The organism is Salipiger sp. ABN3_019, from assembly GCF_056158605.1.
This window is the reverse complement of record NZ_JBSWTP010000004.1, coordinates 314,364-334,864: the sequence shown is the minus strand read 5'-3', so window position 1 is coordinate 334,864 and position 20,501 is coordinate 314,364. Positions and strand designations below refer to the sequence as shown.

Genomic DNA, 20,501 nt, shown 5'->3' with positions numbered 1-20,501 from the left:
TATGGAAGTATGGAGCAGTTTCCGGCCCCAGGAGGAGTGCCATGGGAATCGGAACAGTTCAGATTGAGCAGGTCGACCTGTCGGCCCCTGTCGGCCCGCAGCTGATCAGGGCCCTGCGCCAGTGCATCACACGCAATCAGCTCGAACCCGGCACCCGTCTGTCAGAGGCCGAGATCGGCGCGCGCTTCGGCGTCTCCCGCCAGCCCGTGCGCGAGGCGTTCATCAAGCTGGCCGAAGAGGGCCTGCTTGAGATCCGGCCCCAACGCGGCTCTTTCGTGCGCAAGATTTCCGTCGGCGCGGTGATGGACGCGCGCTTCGTCCGCGAGGCCGTCGAGGCCGATATCGTCAAGCTCTGCGCCACCGAACGCCCCGAGGGGCTGGTCGAGGAACTGCGCGCACAGATCGCCGCGCAAGCCGAGCTGGTGGACGAACATCCCACCGCCTTCGTGCCGCTCGACGACGAGTTTCACCACACTCTGGCACGCGGCGCGGGCCGTCCCAACGCTTGGGCGGTCATCGTCGGCATGAAGAGCCAGATGGACCGGGTGCGCCAGATGACCTCGGCGCATTTCCCGCTCAAACACCTCATCGCCCAGCACACCGCGGTGGTCGACGCCATCGACGCGGGCGACCCGATTGCCGCAGAGACGGCCATGCGCGGACACCTGCAGATGATCCTTTCGGACCTGCCGGCCATCCGCGAGGCCTTCCCCGACTATTTCGACCCCGATGCCGCGTGAGTGCGTATGCGGCATCGTCCCCAAGCGACCTTGAAAGGGAGGACACCATGACCGTCGCAAAAACCCTGAAGACCCTCATGCTCACCGGCATTGCCACCGTTGCACTGAGCGCCTCGGCCATGGCCGCCGACATGACGCTGAAGCTCGGCCACCCGGCCAATGAGGACAACATCTGGCACAAGGCCTCGATGAAGTTCGCCGAAGAGCTGTCCAGCCTTACCGACGGCCGCATCGAGGTCGAGGTTTACCCGAACGAGACGCTCGGCAAAGAGATGGACGTGATCAACGGCATGCAGCTTGGCACCGCCGATATGACCATCACCGGCGAGTCGCTGCAGAACTGGGCGCCGATGGCGGCCCTGCTGGCCGTGCCCTACGCCTATACCTCGCTCGAGGACATGGACGCAGCCGCCGGCGGCGAGCTGGGTGACCGCATCGAGGCGCAGATCATCGAGCAGGTCGGCATCCGCCCCATCGCCTATTTCGCCCGCGGTCCGCGCAACCTGACCTCGAACCGTCCGATCTCTTCGCCCGAGGATCTGAACGGCCTGAAGATGCGCGTGCCGAACGTGCCGCTGTTCCTGAACGTCTGGAAAGCGCTTGGCGCAAGCCCGACCCCGATGGCCTTCTCCGAGGTGTTCACCTCGCTGCAGAACGGCACCATCGACGCGCAGGAAAACCCGCTGGCGCTGATCAAATCGGCAAACTTCAACGAGGTGCAGGGCTACGTCAACAAGACCGAGCACGTGCGTTCGTGGATCTACCTGACGATCTCGGAAATGGCGTGGAACCAGATGTCCGAAGAGGATCAGGCCAACGTCATGGAAGCCGCCAAGCGCGCGCAGGACTACGAGCGTGAGCTCTTCCTCGCTGACGAAGAGCAGCTGGTCGATCAGTTGACCGAACTGGGCATGGAGTTCAACGAAGTGGACAACGAAGCCTTCGCCGCTGCTGCCAAGGACGCGGTGCTCGCTTCGGTCTCCGACGAGATCAAGCCCGAGGTGGAAAAGCTTTTCGCCGAGTAATCCACCACGCATCGTGGGCCCCTCCTCCCTCCTCCGGGGCCCACGCTCCCGGGGCCGGACCCTCCTCCTCACTTGGTCCGGCCCCATTTCTTCAATTCCACAGCGAGCCATCCCATGCAGAAGGTCGTCTCGATCCTGACCACCATCGCCCGCATCGCGACAGGGCTCAGCTTTCTTGCCATCATCGTCGCCGTCGTGATCCAGCTTCTGGGCCGGTCGGGGGTGATCGATGCGGTCGTCTGGACCGAAGAGCTGACCCGTTTCGCCCTGCTTTACCTTGCCGCTTTCGGGGTCGGACTGGCCTATAGATCGGGCGATCTGGTCAATGTCGACATCGTCTGCGAAGCGCTGCCGGACCGTGCCTCTTGGGTGCTGCGCCTGATCGCGGCGCTGATCACCGTCGGCTTTGGCGTGCTGCTGATCAAGGCCACATGGCTTTATGTCTCGATCGGCGTGCGGCAGACCGCCCCGTCGCTCGGCGTCCGTATGGACTTCATCCACGCCTCGGTGCTTGTTGCGCTGGTCTCCCTGAGCCTGTTCGCGCTGGTGCGCGTCATCGGGATGCTGACCCGCCAAGAGCAGGGGCTCCCCGAAAAATCCGAAGAGGAGCTCTGAAATGGAGCTGACTATCCTGCTTGGCTGCTTCCTCGGCGGCCTGATCATTGGCTTGCCGGTGGCAATCACCCTCGGCGTCTCGTCGATGGCCTATATCCTGTTCAAGGGCATGCCCCTCGTGGTGATCCCGCAAAAGATGTACGCGGGCATGGACAGCTTCGTGCTGCTCTGCATCCCGGGCTTCATCCTTGCCGGGAACCTGATGAACGCCGGTGGCATCACCGGGCGCATCGTGCGGCTGGCACAGGCGCTGGTGGGCTGGATGCGCGGCGGGCTGGGCCTGACCAACGTCGCCGCCTCTATGCTGTTCGGCGGCATCTCGGGCACCGCCGCGGCTGACGCTGCCTCGATCGGCGGCATGATGATCCCCGGCATGAAAAAGGCCGGCTACCCCGCCGACTTCTCTGCCGCGATCACCGCCGCCTCGTCCACCGTCGGGCCGATCATCCCGCCCTCGGTTCCGATGATCATCGTCGGCACGCTGTCGGGCATCTCGGTCGGCAAAATGTTCATCGCGGGCGCCCTGCCGGGCATCCTGATGGGCGTCGCAATGATGATCACCGCGTGGATCATCGCCAAGCGCAACAATTTCCCGCGTCAGGAATGGCAGGGCGTGGGCGAGCTGTGGAAAGCCTTCCTCGGCGCCTTCTGGGCCGTGGCGATGACCGGCTTTATCGTCGGCGGCCTGCTCATCGGTTTTGCCACCCCGACCGAGACCGCCATCGTCGCCTCGATCTATGCCTTCGTCGTCGGTGCCTTCGTCTACCGCGGGCTGAAGGTCCGCGACGTGCCGAAGATCCTGATCGACAGTGCCGTCTCTGCCGCCGCGATCCTCGTGCTGGTGGGGCTTGCCAACGTGTTCGGCTGGATTCTCGTCTCGGAGCGCATCCCGCAGATGATCGCGGACTCGGTGCTCTCGCTCACCGACAACAAGTTCCTGGTGATCCTGCTGATCAACCTCGTGCTGCTCTTCGTCGGCATGTTCATGGAGACCATCGCCGCGCTGATCATCCTCTTCGGGCCGCTGCTGGCGCTGGCCACCGGCGTGGGCGTCGATCCGCTGCACTTCGCGGTCTTTGCGGTGCTCAACCTGATGATCGGCCTGACCACCCCGCCGGTGGGCGTCTGCCTCTTCATCTGCGCGGGCATCGGGCGGATCTCGCTCTGGGAAGTGACCCGCGCGATCATGCCCTTCATCCTCACCAACATCCTTGTGCTGCTGCTCGTGTCTTACGTGCCGTTCTTCAGCACTTGGCTGCCTTCCTTCCTGTCGAACTAGGACATCACCATGACCAACCGCATCGCACGGCTGCACGGACAAAAAGACCTGCGCGTCGAGACCATCCAAGAGCCGAGCCCCGCTGCGGGCGAGGTAGTGGTCGCGATCGGCGCGGGCGGCATCTGCGGCTCCGACATCCACTACTACGCCGACGGCGGCATCGGCACGATCCGGGTGCGCGAGCCGATCATCATCGGCCACGAGGCCGCGGGCACCGTGGTCGCGCTTGGCGAGGCGGTCGAGGGCGTGTCGGTCGGCGACGTTGTGGCGGTGAACCCATCGCACCCCTGCGGCACCTGCAAGTTCTGCGCGCAGGGCGATCACCAGCACTGCATGAACATGCGCTTCAAGGGCTCGGCGATGTTCCTGCCGCACGAGCAGGGCTTCTTCCGCGACCGCGTGGCGATCGGGGCGGGCCAGTGCTACAAGATCGCCGAGGGCGTCCCCATGGCCGAGGCCGCGCTGGCCGAGCCGCTCGCCGTCTGCTGCCGCGCCGTGACCCGCGCCGTTCAGGTCGCCGGCTCGCTCGAAGGCAAGCGCGTGCTGGTCACCGGCGCCGGCCCGATCGGCGCGCTCTGCGTGGCGCTGGCCAAGCATTACGGTGCCGCCGAAATCGTCGTCACCGACCTTCAGGATGCCACGCTGGCAGTGGCCAAACAGGTCGGCGCAACCCGCACGATCAACGTCGCCACCAATGGCGCCGAGCTTGCCGAGTATGAAGCCGAGAAAGGCCAGTTCGACCTCTGCTTCGAATGCTCCGCCGCTGGCCCCGCGATCCGGTCCGCCATCGCCTGCACTCGCCCGCTCGGCACCATCGTGCAGGTTGGCGTGATGGGCGACACGCCGGTGCCGTTCAACATGCTGGTCTCGAAAGAGATCAACCTGTGCGGCACGCATCGCTTCGACGCCGAGTTCGGGCAGGCGGTCGAGCTGATCAACGGGCGCTCCATGACTTTGGCCCCGATCGTCACCCATTCGCTGCCGGTTGATGAGGCACCGGCGGCGGTGGAACTGGCGATGGACCGAGGCAAGGCGGTGAAGGTCCAGCTGACGTTCGGCTGATCTCCCGTCTTCCGCAGAGAGCCGCGCTGCCCACCCAGCGCGGCTCTCATTTTATTCAGGCCCTACTATTAGGCCCCATCCCGCAGACGCGGCCCTCAATGTGTCGGCTGACGCTCGGCCGACGGGCGCAGCGGCACCCCCGGCATGGCCGCGGCCAGAACGCCCATCGCAGCGATCAACCGCTGGACGCCATTGCCCTCGCAAAGCAGCAGCGCATGCGCCTCGGCATCGCCCTGCCGCCCGCGCCGCATGGCCCGGAAGATGTTGAGAAACAGCCGCTCATGCCCGCACAGCCGCGCGGCGCAGCCGGGGCAATCCGGGTTGGAGAAGTTGAACGGGTTGCGCCGCGCATGACGCATCTCCTGCACCGCGCGCAGCACCGCAAAAACCACCTCGGGCGCCTCCTTTGGGCCCAGCACCTGCTCGGCCCCCGACATGGCGCGCAGCCAGCCCTCGGATTGCGGATGCGCGAAGGACTGGAAGAAATAGCGCGCGATCATCAGGACCGTCAGATCGTGCCGCCCCAGCCCGGTCAGATCCGAAATGCCCGCCGAGCCGCCGCAACGGGCGTGCCCCGGTCCTTGGGGTGTCGCGTGATGATCAGCCATAGTGCCTCCGACTGTCCGGGGGGTCGCCGCGCGACCCATTAGGGTGCCTGAGCTGGCGTCGAAGCTGGCCTCCCTTCTTTTCTGACAGTTTTAATCGGATTAATCAAGCGCCGCGTGGCATGCCCGGGCCGCATGGCGGAGTGTCGCAATTGGCGGTGGTTGCGCCCCCACCCTGCCCCTATCTCGGTCCCAAGCGACGATGACCCTGCCCGGAGTTCCCTGATGGCACAGGCCGAAGCACATCTTCATTCCGTCCCCACCGAAGGCTCGCTGCGGCGCGCGACGGTTCTCTTGATGCGCCATTGGCAGCGGCTCAGTGCCGCCGCCCGCCGCAGCCGCTTTCAATGCCCCGCCGGACCCGACTGGCTACAACGCCGCGCCGAGACCAGCCGACCCGATCTGCTGCTCGGGCTGGAGGCGGATGGCGAAACCCGCGCGGTCATGGAGCTTTACCGCGCCGGGGCCGCGCATGCCGAAATCGCGCTGTCGGTCGAGGATGCCTATCAGGGTCGCGGCTATGGGCGGCGCCTCTTTGCCGCCGCGCTGGATCATGCCCGCGAGATGGGGGTCGAGACCGTCGAGGCGACCTTCAGCCATGACAACCGCGCGATGCTGCAGATCGCCCTTGGGGCCGGTGCCAAAATCGTCTCAGAGCACGGCAACCGCTGCGCAACTGTACGCCTTTAAGCCCTGCGCCTTTAGACCTCCGCCGCCTCGCGCATCCGTGCCCGGCACCAGTCGGTGACCGCCTCCACCTCGGGGGGCAGAGACTCGGCAAGATCCTCGGCAAAGGTCAGGAACGCTTCGAGGTTGCCCTCGTTCACCGCCACCAGCACCGGCACGCCCGACGACAGCGCCTCGCCGATCACCGGACGAAAGCCGCGACCGTCGACCTCCTGCTTGCCAAACTTATTGACCAGAAGCAGCGCCGCCCCCTTCGCGAGCCCGGCGCTCACCAGCCCCACGACACGTTCAAGCCCCTGCGGATCAAGACGGCACCCGCGCGACAGCGCGCCCAGATCCTGACTGATCCGCACCACGTCCGCGCCGCTCAGCACCTGCAGATCCATGTGGCATTTGCTGGTCGGGCCGGTCTCGATATTGTGCTGCACCGCGCCAGCCAGAGGCCAGCCCTCGGCACGCAGCCGGTCGGCGACCTCGCGCATCAGCCGGTCCACCTCACCGCGACCCAGACCCGTTACGTACCCTAGCATGTCCGTCCCCTTGAAACTCCCCGGCGCAGGTTACAAGATGCCCAACGCGCAGGCCAGAGGAGGCGCAAGATCATCCGCATGCCCGAAATTCCCCTGCTCCCGAACCCCGCAGACGCGCGCCTTACGCGGCGCATCTCGGGCACCGATCACACCGGTGCCGAGACAGAGATCTCGGTGGTCGAGGAGCGCCCGCTCACCATCTATCTCAACCGTCAGGAAATCGTCACCGCGATGACCATCGGCGACTACCCCGAGTATCTTGCGCTGGGATTCCTGCGCAATCAGGGGATGCTGCGCGCCGATGATGTGGTGACCGGCGTCGACTATGACGACGAGATCGAGACCGTCGTCGTACGCACCGAGCGCGAGACCTCCTACGAGGAGAAGGTGCAGAAAAAGACCCGCACCTCCGGCTGCGCGGTCGGCACGGTCTTCGGCGACATGATGGAGGGGCTCGAGGGCCTCACTCTACCGCAGGCCGAGGTGCGCACCTCGTGGCTCTATGCTTTGGCGAAAGGGATCAACACCACCCCATCGCTTTATCTCGAGGCGGGCGCGATCCATGGCACCGTGCTGTGTCAGCAAGACAAGCCATTGGTTTATATGGAGGATGTCGGACGGCACAATGCCGTCGACAAGATCTCCGGCTTCATGTTCCGCCATGGGCTGAGCGCCGAGGACAAGATCCTCTACACCACCGGGCGGCTCACTTCCGAAATGGTCATAAAGACCGCGCTGATGGGCATTCCGGTGCTGGCCTCGCGCTCGGGCTTCACCGCATGGGGCGTCGAGATCGCCCGGCAGGTGGGCCTCACGCTGATTGGCCGGATGCGCGGGCAGCGCTTCGTCTGCCTCTCGGGCGAGGAGCGGCTGCTGCGCGACGTCGACCCGGCCTCGGTGCCCGAGGAAGACCGCAAGTCGCGGCGCAAATCCGCAGATGAGGCCGCCGAATGAGCCGCCCATTGCAACAGCCCTTGGGGGTGATCCTCGCAGGCGGCCTCGCCACGCGCATGGGTGGCGGCGACAAGGGGCTGCTGGAGATCGGCGGCGCGCCCCTTCTGCAGCGCGTGATCGACCGGATCGAGCCGCAGGTTGGGGGGCTGGCGCTCAATGCCAACGGCGACGCCGCGCGCTTTGCCCGCTATGGCCTGCCGGTGCTGCCCGACACGATCCCCGGCTTCCCCGGCCCGCTCGCGGGGGTGCTCGCCGGGCTCGACTGGGCCGCCGAACAGGGGGCTGACAGCATCGTCACCGTGGCCGCCGACACGCCCTTCTTCCCCTGCGATCTGGTGCCGCGCCTGCTGCTGGCCGCCGAAGATTGCCCGCACCTGCTCGCGCTCGCCTGCACGCCCCGCTCTGGCGACGAGGCGCTGAAATCCGGCGGTGGCAAAAAGATCAACCGGCACCCGACCTTCGGCCTCTGGCCGGTTTCGTTGCGAAACCACCTGCGTAGGGCCCTGGAGGAGGGCTTGCGCAAGGTGGTGCTCTGGACCGACCAGCATGGCGCCGGCGAGGCGCTGTTCCCCGCCGAGCCTTTCGATCCCTTCTTCAACGTCAACACGCCCGAGGATCTGGCGCGGGCCGAGGCGCTCGCCTCATGAGGATCTACGGCGTCACCGGCAGCAAGAACTGCGGCAAGACCGGGCTGATGGAGCGTCTGGTCGCCGAGTTCTGCGCCCGCGGCCTCTCGGTCTCGACGCTCAAGCACGCGCATCACAGCACCGATGTCGACCAGCCCGGCCGCGACAGCTATCGCCACCGGCAGGCCGGGGCGCATGAGGTGCTGCTTGCCTCGCCGCACCGCTGGGCGCTGATGCATGAGCTGCGCGATGCCCCTGAGCCGCCGCTGTCTGAGCTGCTGACCAAGCTCTCCCCTGTCGATCTGGTGCTGATCGAGGGCTACAAATCCGCGCCGCACCCGAAGATCGAGGCGCATCGCGCCGAGACCGGCAAAGCGCTGCTGTCGCCCGCGAACCCCAGCATCCGCGCCGTCGCCGCCGACAGCGCGGTGGACACCGCCCTGCCCCGCTTCGATCTCAACGACACCGCCGCCATCGCCGATTTCATCGCGCGCGAGGTCGGGCTGTGAGATTTGACACCTTCGTCGTCGTGGACTGGTCTGGGGCATCGAAACCCTCGCCCGTGGGCGAGAGCAAGGATGCCATCTGGATCGGCGTCGCCCGCGAGCAGGGTGTCGAGGCCAGCTACCACCGCACCCGTGCCGCCGCGACCGAGACGCTTGCGCAGCTGTTCGAGGCGGAGCGCGCCGCCGGGCGGCGGGTGCTGGCGGGGTTCGATTTCCCTTTCGCCTATCCCAAGGGTTTTGCCGAGGCGTTAACCGGGCGCTCGGACCCTTTCGCGATCTGGGCGGCGCTGGCGCAGCGGATCGAAGACGCGCCCGACAATGCCAACAACCGCCTCGAGGTGGCCGCAGAGATCAACCGTCTGTTCCCCGGAAGCGGCCCGTTCTGGGGCAATGGCATGGCACGCGACATCCAAGACCTGCCGCGCACCAAACAGGGCTATGCCAATCCCTTCGCCGAGACCCGCACCTGCGACGAGACCCCCGGCGCGCAGCCGGTGTGGAAGCTCGCCGGGGCCGGATCCGTCGGCTCGCAGGGGCTTTTGGGCATCGCGCGGCTGCAGGCACTGCGCGAGCGGTTCGGCAAGGACATCGCCGTGCGCCCCTTCGAGCAGCAGGACGCGCCCCTCGTGCTGGTCGAACTTTTCCCCTCTCTGATCAAAGGCACGGTGGCGGCGCTGGCCGAGCCCAATGAGATCAAGGACCGTGCGCAGGTGCGGGTGCTGGCCGGGGCGCTGCGCGCGCTCGATCCGGCGCTGCTCGACACGCTCACCCGCGCGGGCGACAAGGAAGAGGGCTGGATCCTCGGCCTTGGGCATGAGAGCAATCTTTCCGACGCCGCGCAGTCCGCCTTTCCACAGCTTCCCGAGCCCGCCATGCCTGCTGAGACCCCTAGCGCCAAAGATGACCTGCAGCCGCCGCGCCTGCGCAACGACTGTTTTGCCATGCCGCAGGGCGTGTCGTGGATGCCGGTGGACGAGGCGCTGCGCAAGCTGCGCGAAGCCCTGCGCCCGGTCACCGGGACCGAGACTGTTCCCACCTTAGAAGCTGCGGGGCGCGTGCTGGCGGCGGATGTGGCCGCGATCCGCTCGAACCCGCCGATGCCGAACTCGGCGGTGGATGGCTACGGCTTTGCCCATGCCGCCACCGGCAGCGGCGTGCAGCGCCTGCCGCTGGTCGCAGGCCGTGCCGCCGCCGGGCAGCCCTACCCCCATGCGGTGCCGCCGGGCCACGCGGTGCGCATCCTGACCGGGGCGATCCTGCCCGAGGGGGTGGATACGGTGGTGCTGGAAGAGGACACCAACAGCGACGCCACCACGGTTGTTTTCGACGGCCCGATCAAACCCCGCGCCAACACCCGCAAGGCGGGCGAGGATGTGGCCGCCGGGGCCGCCGCGCTGCAAAAGGGCCGCCGCCTGCGCGCCCCCGAGCTTGCGCTTGCCTCGGCCTTGGGGATCGCCGAGCTGCCGGTGCACCGCCCGCTGCGCGTTGGCGTGCTGTCGACCGGCGACGAGATCATCCCCGCGCCGTCCCTGCCCGCAGAGCCGCATCAGATTCTGGGACGCCAACCGCCCGATGCTGCTGTCGCTGGCGCAGGGCTGGCAGTTCGAGCCGGTGGATCTGGGGCACGTCAAAGATGACGCGGACCTCATTGAGGCGCGGCTGAACGAGGGCGCGCGCGAGGCTGATGTGATCCTCACCTCCGGCGGCGCCTCTGCGGGGGATGAAGATCACGTCTCGGCCCTGCTGCGTGCGCGCGGCTCGCTGTCGGCGTGGCGCATCGCGCTGAAACCCGGACGTCCGCTGGCGCTGGCCATGTGGCAGGGCGTTCCAGTGTTTGGCCTGCCCGGCAACCCGGTCGCGGCGCTGGTCTGCGCGCTGGTCTTCGCGCGTCCCGCGCTGTCGTTGATGTCCGGCGCGGGCTGGACCGAACCGCGCGGCTTCACCGTTCCTGCCGCCTTCTCCAAGCGCAAGAAACAGGGCCGCCGCGAGTATCTGCGCGCGCGGCTCACCGACGCGGGCCACGCCGAGGTCTTCGCTTCTGAAGGGTCGGGCCGGATCAGCGGGCTGTCCTGGGCCGATGGGCTGGTGGAATTGCCGGATGCGGCAATGGACGTAGAGCCGGGCACCCCGGTGCGCTACATCCCCTATGCGTCTTTCGGGCTGGTCTGAACTCAGCCCTTGCGAACCAGATAGACCTGCGCCTCGGCCTCTTCGGCTGTTCCGATCAGCTCGTGCCCGGCCTCATTGCAGAAATGCGGCACGTCGATCACGGCGGCGGGGTCGGTGGCGATGATGCGCAGCACGTCGCCCGTGCCCATGGACTGCAGCCGCTTGCGCGCCTTCAGCACGGGGAGCGGGCAAAGCAGCCCGCGGGCGTCGAGTTCCTGTGTCCAAATCTGATCGCTGGTCATCTGCTTTGCTTAGGCAAGAGCTGCGGCGCTGTCCATCCTTTGCGTTCTTCGATTGATAGGGTTTCTCTATCAACTGACGGGATAGCGATATTGACCTGAAATGATCCGATGCCTCACAACCGATCAACCCACCGACGTGAAAGGGAGGCACTCGATGGCGCTCGACGAGCAGCAGGGAATCTGGAAATCCGGACGCAAGGGCGGCAAGGGCCGCGCCACGCCCAAGGGGCGGCAGCTGGAGGATCAGGCATGGGACGAGGTCCGCGCCTTGCTCGGCGAAAGGCCGCGGCGGCGTGATCTGCTGATCGAGTTTCTGCATCTCATTCAGGACCGCTACGGCCATCTTTCGGCCGCGCATCTGCGCGCGCTGGCCGAAGAGATGCGCCTGTCGATGGCCGAGGTCTGGGAAGTGGCGACCTTCTACGCCCATTTCGACCCGGTGAAAGAAAATGAGACCCCGCCGCCCGATCTGACCATCCGCGTCTGCAACTCGCTGTCGTGCGAGATGGCGGGCTCTGAGGCGCTGTTCGACGCGCTGGCCGCCGGGCATGATCCGGCCAAGGTGCGGGTGCTGCGCGCGCCCTGCATGGGCCGCTGCGACACCGGGCCGACGGTCGAGATCGGCCATCTGCACGTGGATCACGCCACCCCCGAGAAAATTCAGGCGGCGCTCGACAAAGGCGATTTCGAGCCGGTGATCCCTAATTATCAGGGCTTTGACGCCTATCGCGCTGCGGGCGGCTATGCGGAACTGCTGGCGCTGCGGTGCAGCGGCGACTGGCAGCAGGTGCAGGAGGCGATCTTTGCCGCCGGGCTGCGCGGCATGGGCGGCGCGGGCTTTCCCTCGGGCAAGAAGTGGGAGTTCGTGCGCGCCAATCCCGGCCCGCGCTATCTGGCGGTGAACGGTGACGAGGGCGAGCCCGGCACCTTCAAGGACCGCTTCTATCTCGAGCGCGAGCCGCATCTGATGCTTGAGGGCATGCTGATCGCCGCATGGGCGGTGGAGGCCGAGAAGTGCTTTATCTACATGCGCGACGAATACCCGGCGATCCTGCACATCCTGCACAAGGAGATCGCCGCGCTCGAGGCGGCGGGGCTGGTGGCACCGGGCTATATCGACCTGCGCCGCGGCGCGGGTGCCTATATCTGCGGCGAAGAGTTGGCGATGATCGAGTCGATCGAGGGCAAGCGCGGGATGCCGCGGCTGCGTCCGCCCTATGTGGCGCAGGTGGGCATCTTCGACCGTCCGACGCTGGTGCATAACGTCGAGACGCTGCATTGGATCGCCCGCATCACCCGCGAAGGCCATGAGATCAAATCCGAGGTTGCGCGCAACGACCGCAAGGGGCTGCGCAGCTATTCGCTCTCGGGGCGCGTGGCCAATCCCGGCGTCTATGTGCTGCCCGCGGGCAGTACGATCAACGATCTGATCCGCGCCGCCGGGGGCATGGCCGAGGGCCATGTGTTCAAAGCCTATCAGCCGGGCGGGCCGTCCTCGGGGCTGCTGCCCGCCACGCTGGGCGATGTGGCGCTGGATTTCGACACGCTGCAGCCGCATGGCACCTTCATCGGATCGGCGGCCGTGGTGGTGCTGTCGGACAAGGACAGCGCCCGCGGCGCGGCGCTCAACATGCTGAAGTTCTTTGAAAAGGAAAGCTGCGGGCAATGCACCCCCTGCCGCGTCGGCTGCGAGAAGGCGGTGAAGCTGATGCAGGCGGAGACTTGGGATGGCGATCTGCTCGAGGACCTGTGCCAAGTGATGACCGACGCGTCGATCTGCGGCCTCGGTCAGGCCGCTCCGAACCCGATCCGGCTGGTGATGAAGCACTTCCCCGAGGAGGTGAAATGATGCGCGTTCCCTCCCCCCGCCCTCTCCGGGACGCGCAGCAGCGCGGCCGTGGCGCTCAATCCGCCGCGGCCGCGTCCGAACCGCAGCACAGCCATCGGGAGGCATGAGCCATGGCCGACGGATCGAACATTCCTCAGACCTCTTTCATCCTCGACGGACAGGAGGTCAGCGCCTTTCCCGGTGAGACCATCTGGCAGGTCGCCAAACGCCTTGGCACCACCATCCCGCATCTGTGTCACAAGGATGCGCCGGGCTACCGGCCTGACGGCAACTGCCGCGCCTGCATGGTCGAGATCGACGGCGAGCGCACGCTGGCCGCCTCCTGCTGCCGCGCGCCTGCCGAGGGCATGAAGGTCACCACCGACAGCGCCCGCGCCAAGAAATCGCGCGAGATGGTGATGGAGCTTCTGCTCGCCGACCAGCCTGCGCGCACCGAGGCGCATGACCGCAGCTCGCATCTGTGGGACATGGCCGAGATGACCGGCGTCAGCGAAAGCCGCTTTCCGAAGCTGGAAGAGGCGCGCATCCCGCTGCTCGACGACAGCCATGTGGCGATGAAGGTCAATCTCGACGCCTGCATCCAGTGCAACCTGTGTGTGCGGGCCTGCCGCGAGGTGCAGGTGAACGACGTGATCGGCATGGCGGATCGCGGACATGACGCCTTCCCGGTCTTCGACATGGACGATCCTATGGGCGAAAGCTCTTGCGTGGCCTGCGGCGAATGCGTGCAGGCCTGCCCCACCGGCGCGCTGATGCCCGCCACGGTGGTGGATGAGGCGCAGCATGGCGACAGCCGCGATTTCGACGAGGCGGTGCAATCGGTCTGCCCGTTCTGCGGCGTCGGCTGTCAGGTCTCGCTGAAGCTGAAAGACGGCAAGGTCAAATACGTCGAGGGCATTAACGGCCCCGCCAATGAGGGGCGGCTTTGCGTCAAGGGGCGCTTTGGCTTCGACTATATCCACCACCCGCACCGGCTGACCAAGCCGCTGATCCGTCTTGAGGGCGCTCCGAAGGGGCTGAACGTCGATCCCGCCAACCCCTTCACCCATTTCCGCGAGGCGTCTTGGGATGAGGCGATGGAGGCCGCGGCCAGCGGTCTGGCCAAGCTGCGCGATGCGGGCGGCGAGACGGTGGCGGGTTTCGGCTCGGCCAAATGCACCAACGAAGAGGCCTACCTCTTTCAAAAGCTGATCCGTCAGGGGTTCGGCCACAACAACGTCGACCACTGCACGCGGCTCTGCCATGCCTCCTCGGTCTCGGCGCTGATGGAGAACGTCGGCTCCGGCGCGGTCTCGGCCACCTTCAACGAGATCGAGAACGCCGATGTCGCCATCGTCATCGGCGCCAATCCGATCGAGAACCACCCGGTCGCCGCGACCTTCTTCAAGCAGTTCGCGCAGCGCGGCGGCAAGCTCATCGTCATGGACCCGCGCGGCCATGCGCTGAAGCGTTTTGCCAGCCATATGGTGCAGTTCCGCCCCGGTGCGGATGTGCCGCTGCTCAATTCGATCATGTCGGTGATCGTCGAGGAAGGGCTTTACGATCAGGCCTATATCGACCGTTTCACCGAGAACTGGGAGGCCGAGAAGCAGCATCTTGCGGGCTTTGCGCCCGAGACGCTGGAGGATCTGACCGGCATCGACGCCGCCATGGTGCGTGACGTGGCGCGGACCTTCGCGACAGGCAAGGCGGGGCTCATTTTCTGGGGCATGGGGGTCAGCCAGCACATCCATGGCACCGACAATTCGCGCTGCCTGATCAGCCTTGCGCTGATGACCGGCAACGTCGGCAAGCCCGGCGCGGGCCTGCACCCGCTGCGCGGCCAGAACAACGTGCAGGGCGCCTCGGACGCGGGGCTGATCCCGATGTTCCTGCCCGATTATCAGGATGTGACCGACGACGGCGTGCGCTCGGCCTTCACCGAGATCTGGGGCTCTGACGATTTCAGCGCCCAGAAGGGTCTGACGGTCACCGAGATCATGGACGCGGTGCATGCGGGCGACATTCGCGGCATGTATATCCTCGGCGAGAACCCGGCGATGTCGGACCCGGATGTGGTGCACGCCCGCGCCGCGCTCGCCAAGCTCGAGCATCTGGTGGTGCAGGACATTTTCCTCACCGAGACCGCGAATTATGCCGATGTGATCCTGCCCGCCGCCGCCTTCTACGAAAAGACCGGCACGGTGACCAACACAAACCGGCAGGTGCAGATGGGCCGCGCCGCCGCCACGCCGCCGGGCGCGGCGCGCGAGGATTGGGCGATCACCACCGAACTGGCGCAGCGGCTGGGGCTGGGCTGGAACTACGCCCATCCGCGCGAGGTCTTTGCCGAGATGACGCTGGGCATGCCCTCGCTCGACAACATCAATTGGGACCGGTTGGAGCGTGAGAACGCCGTCACCTACCCCTCGCTCTCGCCCGAGGATCCCGGCCAGCCCATCGTGTTTGCCGATGGCTTCCCCCGCGAGGGGGGCCGGGCGCGGTTCACCCCCGCCTCGGTGATCCCGCCGGACGAAACGCCCGATGCCGACTACCCGATGATCCTGACCACCGGGCGGCAGTTGGAGCATTGGCACACCGGCTCGATGACCCGGCGCTCGAAGGTGCTGGATGCGGTGGAGCCGGGGGCGAACTGCTCGCTGCACCCTTCGACCCTGCGCAAGCTGGGCGTGGAGCCCGGCGGCATGGTCAAGCTGCAGACAAGGCGCGGCGAGATCGAGGTCATGGCCCGCGCCGACCGTGCGGTGGCGCCGGACATGGTGTTCCTGCCCTTCGCCTATGTGGAGGCGGCGGCCAACATCCTCACCAACCCGGCGATCGACCCCTACGGCAAAATCCCCGAGTTCAAGTTCTCGGCGGTGCGGGTGACGGCGGCATAGCGGGGCGGGAGAGCGCCCGGAACAAGGCGAAGCCGCCGGGCGAGCGGTCGTTCATGGGGCGCCATCGGTTCAAGCCCGATGGACGACGCCGTCACGGCGGGCTGGCGCTTTGACAGCAACGCACTGCGTTCGAAAGTCGTCCGGACTTGGCAGGGATAAAGTGCAGACCTCCAGCCTCGCGGCGCCATCCCACGGGCAGGCGCTCACCCGGCTCCCGTTGCGCAACGCCTTAGCCTTCACCCCACCTGCGGCAACCACACGGTGAACACGGCCCCGCCGCCCTCGGCATTGGCGGCGGTGATCAGCCCGCCCGCGCGCTGCACGATGCTCTGCGAGATCGACAGGCCCAGACCGGTGCCCTCGCCGCGGCGCGTGGTGAAGAACGGGTCGAAGAGCGCGCCAAGGTTCTCCTCGGCGATCCCCGGCCCGCTGTCGCGTACCTCCAGGGCCACGCCCGCCACGCCATCGCGCATCTCTTCGCGCAGCGCCAGAAAGAGCTGCCCCTCGCTGCCCATGGCCTGTGCGGCGTTGAGGATGAGGTTGATCACCACCTGCTGCATCTCGCCCGCGTCGATGGCCACCTGCGGCAACGATGGCAGATCGCTCTGCACCTCGATCGCGCCCTTGCCAAGCGCGTGATCCGCCAGCAGCAGCGAGTCCTCGACCACCGGGCGCAGATCCACGCCCTCGCCGCAGGCCGAGAATTCACTGGGCCGGGCGAACTTCAACAGCTTGCCGACGATGGCCTGCATGCGCATCACTTGCCGCTCGATCAGCGTCAGCTCGGTCTCGACCGGGGCGGCGGCCTCGGCAAGCTCCATGCGGATCACCTCGACGTTGCCTTGGATCACCGCCATCGGGTTGTTGATCTCATGGGCGACGCCGGCGGTGATCTCGCCGATGGAGGCCAGTTTCTCGCTCATCACCAGTTGGCGATAGGTGTCTTCGAGCTTGGCATTGGCATCGCGCAATTCGGCGGTGCGGCGGTCGACCCGGTCTTCCAGTTCCTCGGCCCATGCCCGCAGCTTGAGGTCGCGGTCCTGCACCTGATCCAGAAGCCCGTCGAGATGCGCCGCCACCTGCCCGATCTCGTCGCGGCCCACTGGCCCGATGCGCGCCGCGAGGTTGCCGCGTGCCACCCGGCGCATGGTGGCGGTCATCTTTTCAAGCGGGGCGAAAATGCCCTTGGCCATCCATAGAAACACCGGCGCCGAGAGCAGCAGCACCCCGGCGAAGGCGGCCATCATCCACAGATAAGCCTTGCGCTTCGCCTCGGCGAAGGGCGCCTCGAGGAAGCCGACATAGAGCATGCCCACGCGGTTCCCGAAGCTGTCGCTGAGCGGCAGATAGCCCGAGATGTACCAATCGTTGACCACGAAGGCGCGCGCCAGCCATGTCTGCCCCTCGTCCAGCACCGCGTTGCGCACCACCCCCGAGACCCGCGTGCCAAGCGCGCGCACGTCCTCAAAGAGACGCACGTTGGTCGAGATGCGCACATCGTCGAGGAACAGCGTCGCGGTGCCCTGCCGGGTGCCGCCGGTCAGCGGGTTGCGGTAGACCAGCGCGTTGATCGCGTCGATGAAGCCAAGGTTGCTGTTGAGCAAAATGCCCGCCACCAGCACCCCCTCGTGCCCCGGCAGACGCACCGGGCTTGCCGAATGCACCACCATGCCGCGATCCTCGACCAGCCGGTCGGTGGGCACGGCGGCCTCGGTCTCGATCAGGTCGATGCGGGCGCGTGCGTCGAGGTTGCGCGGCAGCGCGGCCAGCTCTTCGGGCGGGAAGATGTCGATGGCGGTGCGGCTGCGGCCCCGCTGCGCCTCGGCGATCACCGGCCAGCGCGCGGAGGCCGGCGCCACCGCGCCCATTGGCAAATAGTAGAGGAAATCGAGCCGCAGTTCCGCGCGTTTTGCCAGCAGGAACTCGCGGTTCGGGCCGCCATTGTCAAATGCCTCGGCGAAGGCGACGGACCCCGCCACGCCGCCAAGCTCCTCGCCGGTGCGGGTCATCAACTGCGACAGATACTGTTCGGCGATGCGCAGGTCGCTCTGCACGTTGGCGGCCAGCAGATCGTCGTAATCGCCCGTCCAGCGGGTCATGCCGAGCAGCAAGAGCAGCGGCATGAGAACCACCAGCGGCGCAAGCGCTAGGATCAGCAGGCGCAGACGGACGGAAATCATCGGGCGGGTCAGAGGTCTCATGCTGGCGCCGAGCCTAGCACGGGCGCGCGGGCGCGGTCAGTGCTGATGCGGCTCATGCGGATCGTCGAGCGATCCGTGGATGGCGAATTGCTCCAGTCCCGCATCGCTGGCCTCGATCACCCGGTAGCTCTCGCGCACCCCGGAGTCGGTCAACTCGCGCGCCACCGTGAGCAGCGTGTTGGGCGCATGGTCGTCGCAGAGCTCGATCATCTGCGCCAGTTCCTCGGCGGCCACGGGGCGCGCGGCCTCGGCCGAAGGGGCGCCGTAGTAGGTGACGAAATGCTCGGCCAGACGGTCGGTCAGCGCCTCAAGCTCGCCCGGCTCCAGCGCGGTGACTGCCACGAAGGTCACGCGGCCAAAGGTCTCGAGCCCGAGCCAGCCGTTGGAGAAGGCCTGCCGGGCCTTGCCGGTGAGGTCGCCCTCGGTCCAGTTGGAGAACTCGAACCCGCCCGACAGGCACCATTCGCCGGTGCGCGCAGGGCTGGAGAAGACACGGCTGTCGCTCTCGTCGAAATGGATGGCGCGGGCGAGTTTCATGCGAAAACCTTCATGGTGCGGGTTCGAGAAGCGTGGTGAGCGGGATCACATGGGTCGTCTCGGCGTCGCGCAGCAGCATGCCGAAATCCTCGTCGACGCCAAGGAAGGTGCCGGAAAGCCCGCTTTGCGTGACCTCCTCGCCCATGTCCTGCGCCAGTGCGCGCCATTCGGAATGCAGCGCGCGGTTGCCTTCGTCTTCCCAGCGGTTGACCCAATTGAGCGTGTGCCGTGCCCACGCCTCTAGCAGCGCGGGCGGCTGCACCTCGGCGCAGCCCTCGGCGTAAAGCGAGGTCTGGTCGGGCGTGTCGCCGGGGCGGTCGCTGGCGGGGATCAGCGGCAGGGTGAAGCCGATGACCAGCCAGTCGGGCACCTGCGCCGGGTCCTGCGTGGCGGCCATGCAGCGGAAGCGCCCGCAGGAGGCGCCATTCACGCGGATGCCGCCGTGCCAATCCAGATGCACCGCAACCTCGGGCGGGGCCATCACGCCAAGCGCGTTCTGGAACCCGACACCGCAGAGCGGCAGCATCGCCATGGCCTGCGCCAGCGGCACTTCGGGGGCGAAGACCAGCGCCCCCTGCAGCGCGTCCGCCCCGAGCCGATAGGCGACCAGCCCGGCATCGCAGCCCAGAAGGGCGCGTTGGCAGGCATGGTCGAAGGCATCGGTGGTGACCTCCTCACCCCACAGCAGGGGCGGGAAGGCCAGATCCTCGGCGGTGCTCATGCCACCCCCTGCGCCACCAGCGCCGCGGCGATGTCGTGGAACGACTTGGCCTGCGCGCTGTCGGGCTGGCTGACCACCACCGGCGCGCCGCCATCCGAGGCAAGGCGGATCTGCAGATCGAGCGGCACCTCGGCAAGCAGCGGCACACCCAGTTTCGCCGCCTCTGCCGCGACACCGCCATGGCCGAAGACATGCTCTTCGTGGCCGCAGTTCGAGCAGATGTGCGTGCTCATGTTCTCGACCATGCCGAGGATCGGGACGTTGAGCTGCTTGAACATGTCGATGCCCTTGCGCGCATCGAGCAGCGCCACGTCCTGCGGCGTGCTAACCACGATGGCGCCGTCGACCTTGGCCTTCTGGCTGAGGGTCATCTGCACGTCGCCGGTGCCCGGCGGCAGGTCCACGAGCAGCACGTCGAGCGCGCCCCATTGCACCTGCATCAGCATCTGCTGCAGCGCGCCCATGAGCATCGGCCCGCGCCAGACCACCGCCTGATCCTCGTTGGTCATCAGGCCAATCGACATCATCGTCACGCCGTGATTGCGCAGCGGCAGGATGGTCTTGCCGTCGGGCGAAGCGGGACGGCCCGACACACCCAGCATCCGCGGCTGGCTCGGCCCGTAGACATCCGCATCCAGCAGGCCGACGCGGCGGCCCTGCTGCGCCAGCGCGCAGGCGAGGTTCGACGAGACGGTGGATTTGCCCACGCCGCCCTTGCCCGAAGCGATGGCGATGATGTGGTTGATGCCCGGCACCGGCTGCGGACCCTGCGGCTCGGCCTTGCGCACTTTCAGATCCGGCGGCGCCTTCTCGGTATGGCCGGTCATCACGATGGCCACCGCCGAGACACCCTCGGTGGCGCGCAGCGCGCTTTCCGCCTGCTCCTTGATCTTGGTGTAGGCGGTGCTCTGGCTGGGCGGGATTTCCATGACGAAACGCACCGCGCCCGCCTCGTCCACGTTCAGCGCGCGCACGACGCCGCTCGACATGATGTCACCGCCCGCAACCGGATCGGCGATGCTCTTCAGGACGGATTGAACCGTCTCTCTGCTGGCTGGCAAGTCTTACTCCTGTCCCTTGATCTCGCCCGTGACCTCATGGGTCAGGCCAAGCTCCTCGATCGTCACCACGGCCTTCACCGCGTAGCTTTTGCCGGTGGTCGCATTCTCGCGCATGGCCTCTTCGATGGCCCGCTGCGAGGTGACACCCACCTGCTTGAGGAACTTGCGCATGGACATGTTGAAATCGTCGCTCATCGGGGTCTCCCTTGGGTC

Annotated in this window: 19 protein-coding genes and 1 pseudogene; 12 read left to right on the top strand and 8 right to left on the bottom strand. The window is 66.9% G+C overall.

What is annotated here, in order from left to right:
• Window positions 1–41 precede the first annotated feature (41 nt).
• The 5 genes from ACXAD2_RS05430 (at window position 42) to ACXAD2_RS05410 (ending at window position 4,721) form a co-directional block, all read left to right on the top strand.
• On the top strand, window positions 42–740 hold the full coding sequence (locus ACXAD2_RS05430; protein ID WP_475167871.1) for a GntR family transcriptional regulator: 699 nt from the start codon (window positions 42–44) through the stop codon (window positions 738–740).
• A 47-nt stretch (window positions 741–787) separates the two neighbouring features.
• Entirely contained in the window at window positions 788–1,765 is a 978-nt protein-coding gene (locus ACXAD2_RS05425; protein ID WP_475167868.1) for a TRAP transporter substrate-binding protein, read from the top strand.
• Between the two features lie 114 nt (window positions 1,766–1,879).
• Window positions 1,880–2,380, top strand: coding sequence for a TRAP transporter small permease (locus ACXAD2_RS05420; protein ID WP_475167864.1), 501 nt, complete (start codon window positions 1,880–1,882; stop codon window positions 2,378–2,380).
• Window position 2,381: 1 nt separating this feature from the next.
• Entirely contained in the window at window positions 2,382–3,659 is a 1,278-nt protein-coding gene (locus ACXAD2_RS05415) for a TRAP transporter large permease (RefSeq protein WP_066111441.1), read from the top strand.
• 9 nt (window positions 3,660–3,668) lie between these two features.
• Window positions 3,669–4,721, top strand: coding sequence for an L-idonate 5-dehydrogenase (locus ACXAD2_RS05410; RefSeq protein ID WP_475167862.1), 1,053 nt, complete (start codon window positions 3,669–3,671; stop codon window positions 4,719–4,721).
• Window positions 4,722–4,816: 95 nt separating this feature from the next.
• Here ACXAD2_RS05410 and ACXAD2_RS05405 read toward each other — a convergent pair whose 3' ends face one another.
• Window positions 4,817–5,329 (bottom strand): hypothetical protein, encoded by a 513-nt coding sequence (locus tag ACXAD2_RS05405; protein WP_475167859.1) that lies wholly within the window; start codon window positions 5,327–5,329, stop codon window positions 4,817–4,819.
• 222 nt (window positions 5,330–5,551) lie between these two features.
• On the opposite strand from ACXAD2_RS05405, the gene ACXAD2_RS05400 reads away from it, so the two are divergent.
• On the top strand, window positions 5,552–6,016 hold the full coding sequence (locus tag ACXAD2_RS05400; protein WP_164180729.1) for a GNAT family N-acetyltransferase: 465 nt from the start codon (window positions 5,552–5,554) through the stop codon (window positions 6,014–6,016).
• Between the two features lie 11 nt (window positions 6,017–6,027).
• On the opposite strand, the gene ACXAD2_RS05395 is transcribed toward ACXAD2_RS05400, so the two are convergent.
• Window positions 6,028–6,543, bottom strand: a complete 516-nt coding sequence (locus tag ACXAD2_RS05395) for a DUF2478 domain-containing protein (protein ID WP_475167858.1) — start codon at window positions 6,541–6,543, stop codon at window positions 6,028–6,030.
• 78 nt (window positions 6,544–6,621) lie between these two features.
• Here ACXAD2_RS05395 and ACXAD2_RS05390 point away from each other — a divergent pair, with 78 nt between their 5' ends.
• The 4 genes and pseudogenes from ACXAD2_RS05390 (at window position 6,622) to ACXAD2_RS05375 (ending at window position 10,798) form a co-directional block, all read left to right on the top strand.
• Window positions 6,622–7,497 (top strand): formate dehydrogenase accessory sulfurtransferase FdhD, encoded by an 876-nt coding sequence (locus ACXAD2_RS05390; RefSeq protein WP_475167855.1) that lies wholly within the window; start codon window positions 6,622–6,624, stop codon window positions 7,495–7,497.
• A complete protein-coding gene (gene mobA / locus ACXAD2_RS05385; protein ID WP_475167853.1) occupies window positions 7,494–8,144 on the top strand; it encodes a molybdenum cofactor guanylyltransferase MobA in 651 nt (216 codons plus the stop codon). Before ACXAD2_RS05390 ends, mobA begins: the two co-directional genes overlap by 4 nt.
• On the top strand, window positions 8,141–8,632 hold the full coding sequence (gene mobB, locus ACXAD2_RS05380; RefSeq protein WP_475167852.1) for a molybdopterin-guanine dinucleotide biosynthesis protein B: 492 nt from the start codon (window positions 8,141–8,143) through the stop codon (window positions 8,630–8,632). Before mobA ends, mobB begins: the two co-directional genes overlap by 4 nt.
• Window positions 8,629–10,798, top strand: a pseudogene (locus ACXAD2_RS05375) (molybdopterin-binding protein). Before mobB ends, ACXAD2_RS05375 begins: the two are co-directional and overlap by 4 nt.
• Before the next feature lie 2 nt (window positions 10,799–10,800).
• Here the strand turns inward: ACXAD2_RS05375 and ACXAD2_RS05370 are convergent.
• Window positions 10,801–11,040, bottom strand: coding sequence for a sulfurtransferase TusA family protein (locus tag ACXAD2_RS05370; protein WP_224900849.1), 240 nt, complete (start codon window positions 11,038–11,040; stop codon window positions 10,801–10,803).
• A 154-nt stretch (window positions 11,041–11,194) separates the two neighbouring features.
• Between ACXAD2_RS05370 and ACXAD2_RS05365 the strand changes: the two genes are divergently transcribed.
• Both ACXAD2_RS05365 and fdhF read left to right on the top strand, forming a co-directional pair.
• A complete protein-coding gene (locus tag ACXAD2_RS05365; protein ID WP_475167849.1) occupies window positions 11,195–12,889 on the top strand; it encodes an NAD(P)H-dependent oxidoreductase subunit E in 1,695 nt (564 codons plus the stop codon).
• 110 nt (window positions 12,890–12,999) lie between these two features.
• On the top strand, window positions 13,000–15,768 hold the full coding sequence (fdhF, locus tag ACXAD2_RS05360) for a formate dehydrogenase subunit alpha (RefSeq protein ID WP_475167847.1): 2,769 nt from the start codon (window positions 13,000–13,002) through the stop codon (window positions 15,766–15,768).
• Window positions 15,769–16,004: 236 nt separating this feature from the next.
• Here the strand turns inward: fdhF and ACXAD2_RS05355 are convergent, their stop codons facing one another.
• The 5 genes from ACXAD2_RS05355 to ACXAD2_RS05335 are packed head-to-tail and all read right to left on the bottom strand — an operon-like array spanning window position 16,005 to window position 20,483.
• A complete protein-coding gene (locus ACXAD2_RS05355; RefSeq protein ID WP_475168203.1) occupies window positions 16,005–17,948 on the bottom strand; it encodes a sensor histidine kinase in 1,944 nt (647 codons plus the stop codon).
• 57 nt (window positions 17,949–18,005) lie between these two features.
• Window positions 18,006–18,506 carry a DUF6505 family protein gene (locus ACXAD2_RS05350; RefSeq protein WP_164180714.1) on the bottom strand — a complete coding sequence of 167 codons (501 nt, stop codon included), beginning with the start codon at window positions 18,504–18,506 and terminating at the stop codon, window positions 18,006–18,008.
• 10 nt (window positions 18,507–18,516) lie between these two features.
• Window positions 18,517–19,227 carry a biotin/lipoate--protein ligase family protein gene (locus ACXAD2_RS05345; protein WP_475167844.1) on the bottom strand — a complete coding sequence of 237 codons (711 nt, stop codon included), beginning with the start codon at window positions 19,225–19,227 and terminating at the stop codon, window positions 18,517–18,519.
• Window positions 19,224–20,288: an iron-sulfur cluster carrier protein ApbC gene (gene apbC / locus ACXAD2_RS05340; RefSeq protein ID WP_475167842.1), complete on the bottom strand. Its 1,065-nt coding sequence runs from the start codon at window positions 20,286–20,288 to the stop codon at window positions 19,224–19,226. The genes ACXAD2_RS05345 and apbC overlap by 4 nt, the downstream gene beginning before the upstream one ends.
• A gap of 3 nt (window positions 20,289–20,291) precedes the next feature.
• A complete protein-coding gene (locus ACXAD2_RS05335) occupies window positions 20,292–20,483 on the bottom strand; it encodes a DUF6494 family protein (protein WP_475167840.1) in 192 nt (63 codons plus the stop codon).
• Window positions 20,484–20,501: the final 18 nt, after the last annotated feature.

Excerpts from the sequence above, each read along its gene's own strand:
- ACXAD2_RS05355 (WP_475168203.1), bottom strand. The coding sequence starts at position 17,948 with ATGATTTCCGTCCGTCTGCGCCTGCTGATCCTAGCGCTTGCGCCGCTG.
- ACXAD2_RS05405 (WP_475167859.1), bottom strand. The coding sequence starts at position 5,329 with ATGGCTGATCATCACGCGACACCCCAAGGACCGGGGCACGCCCGTTGC.
- ACXAD2_RS05425 (WP_475167868.1), top strand. The coding sequence starts at position 788 with ATGACCGTCGCAAAAACCCTGAAGACCCTCATGCTCACCGGCATTGCC.
- ACXAD2_RS05365 (WP_475167849.1), top strand. The coding sequence starts at position 11,195 with ATGGCGCTCGACGAGCAGCAGGGAATCTGGAAATCCGGACGCAAGGGC.
- fdhF (WP_475167847.1), top strand. The coding sequence starts at position 13,000 with ATGGCCGACGGATCGAACATTCCTCAGACCTCTTTCATCCTCGACGGA.
- ACXAD2_RS05410 (WP_475167862.1), top strand. The coding sequence starts at position 3,669 with ATGACCAACCGCATCGCACGGCTGCACGGACAAAAAGACCTGCGCGTC.
- ACXAD2_RS05415 (WP_066111441.1), top strand. The coding sequence starts at position 2,382 with ATGGAGCTGACTATCCTGCTTGGCTGCTTCCTCGGCGGCCTGATCATT.
- ACXAD2_RS05430 (WP_475167871.1), top strand. The coding sequence starts at position 42 with ATGGGAATCGGAACAGTTCAGATTGAGCAGGTCGACCTGTCGGCCCCT.
- ACXAD2_RS05335 (WP_475167840.1), bottom strand. The coding sequence starts at position 20,483 with ATGAGCGACGATTTCAACATGTCCATGCGCAAGTTCCTCAAGCAGGTG.
- ACXAD2_RS05370 (WP_224900849.1), bottom strand. The coding sequence starts at position 11,040 with ATGACCAGCGATCAGATTTGGACACAGGAACTCGACGCCCGCGGGCTG.
- ACXAD2_RS05400 (WP_164180729.1), top strand. The coding sequence starts at position 5,552 with ATGGCACAGGCCGAAGCACATCTTCATTCCGTCCCCACCGAAGGCTCG.
- mobA (WP_475167853.1), top strand. The coding sequence starts at position 7,494 with ATGAGCCGCCCATTGCAACAGCCCTTGGGGGTGATCCTCGCAGGCGGC.
- ACXAD2_RS05390 (WP_475167855.1), top strand. The coding sequence starts at position 6,622 with ATGCCCGAAATTCCCCTGCTCCCGAACCCCGCAGACGCGCGCCTTACG.
- mobB (WP_475167852.1), top strand. The coding sequence starts at position 8,141 with ATGAGGATCTACGGCGTCACCGGCAGCAAGAACTGCGGCAAGACCGGG.
- ACXAD2_RS05345 (WP_475167844.1), bottom strand. The coding sequence starts at position 19,227 with ATGAGCACCGCCGAGGATCTGGCCTTCCCGCCCCTGCTGTGGGGTGAG.
- ACXAD2_RS05350 (WP_164180714.1), bottom strand. The coding sequence starts at position 18,506 with ATGAAACTCGCCCGCGCCATCCATTTCGACGAGAGCGACAGCCGTGTC.
- ACXAD2_RS05395 (WP_475167858.1), bottom strand. The coding sequence starts at position 6,543 with ATGCTAGGGTACGTAACGGGTCTGGGTCGCGGTGAGGTGGACCGGCTG.
- ACXAD2_RS05420 (WP_475167864.1), top strand. The coding sequence starts at position 1,880 with ATGCAGAAGGTCGTCTCGATCCTGACCACCATCGCCCGCATCGCGACA.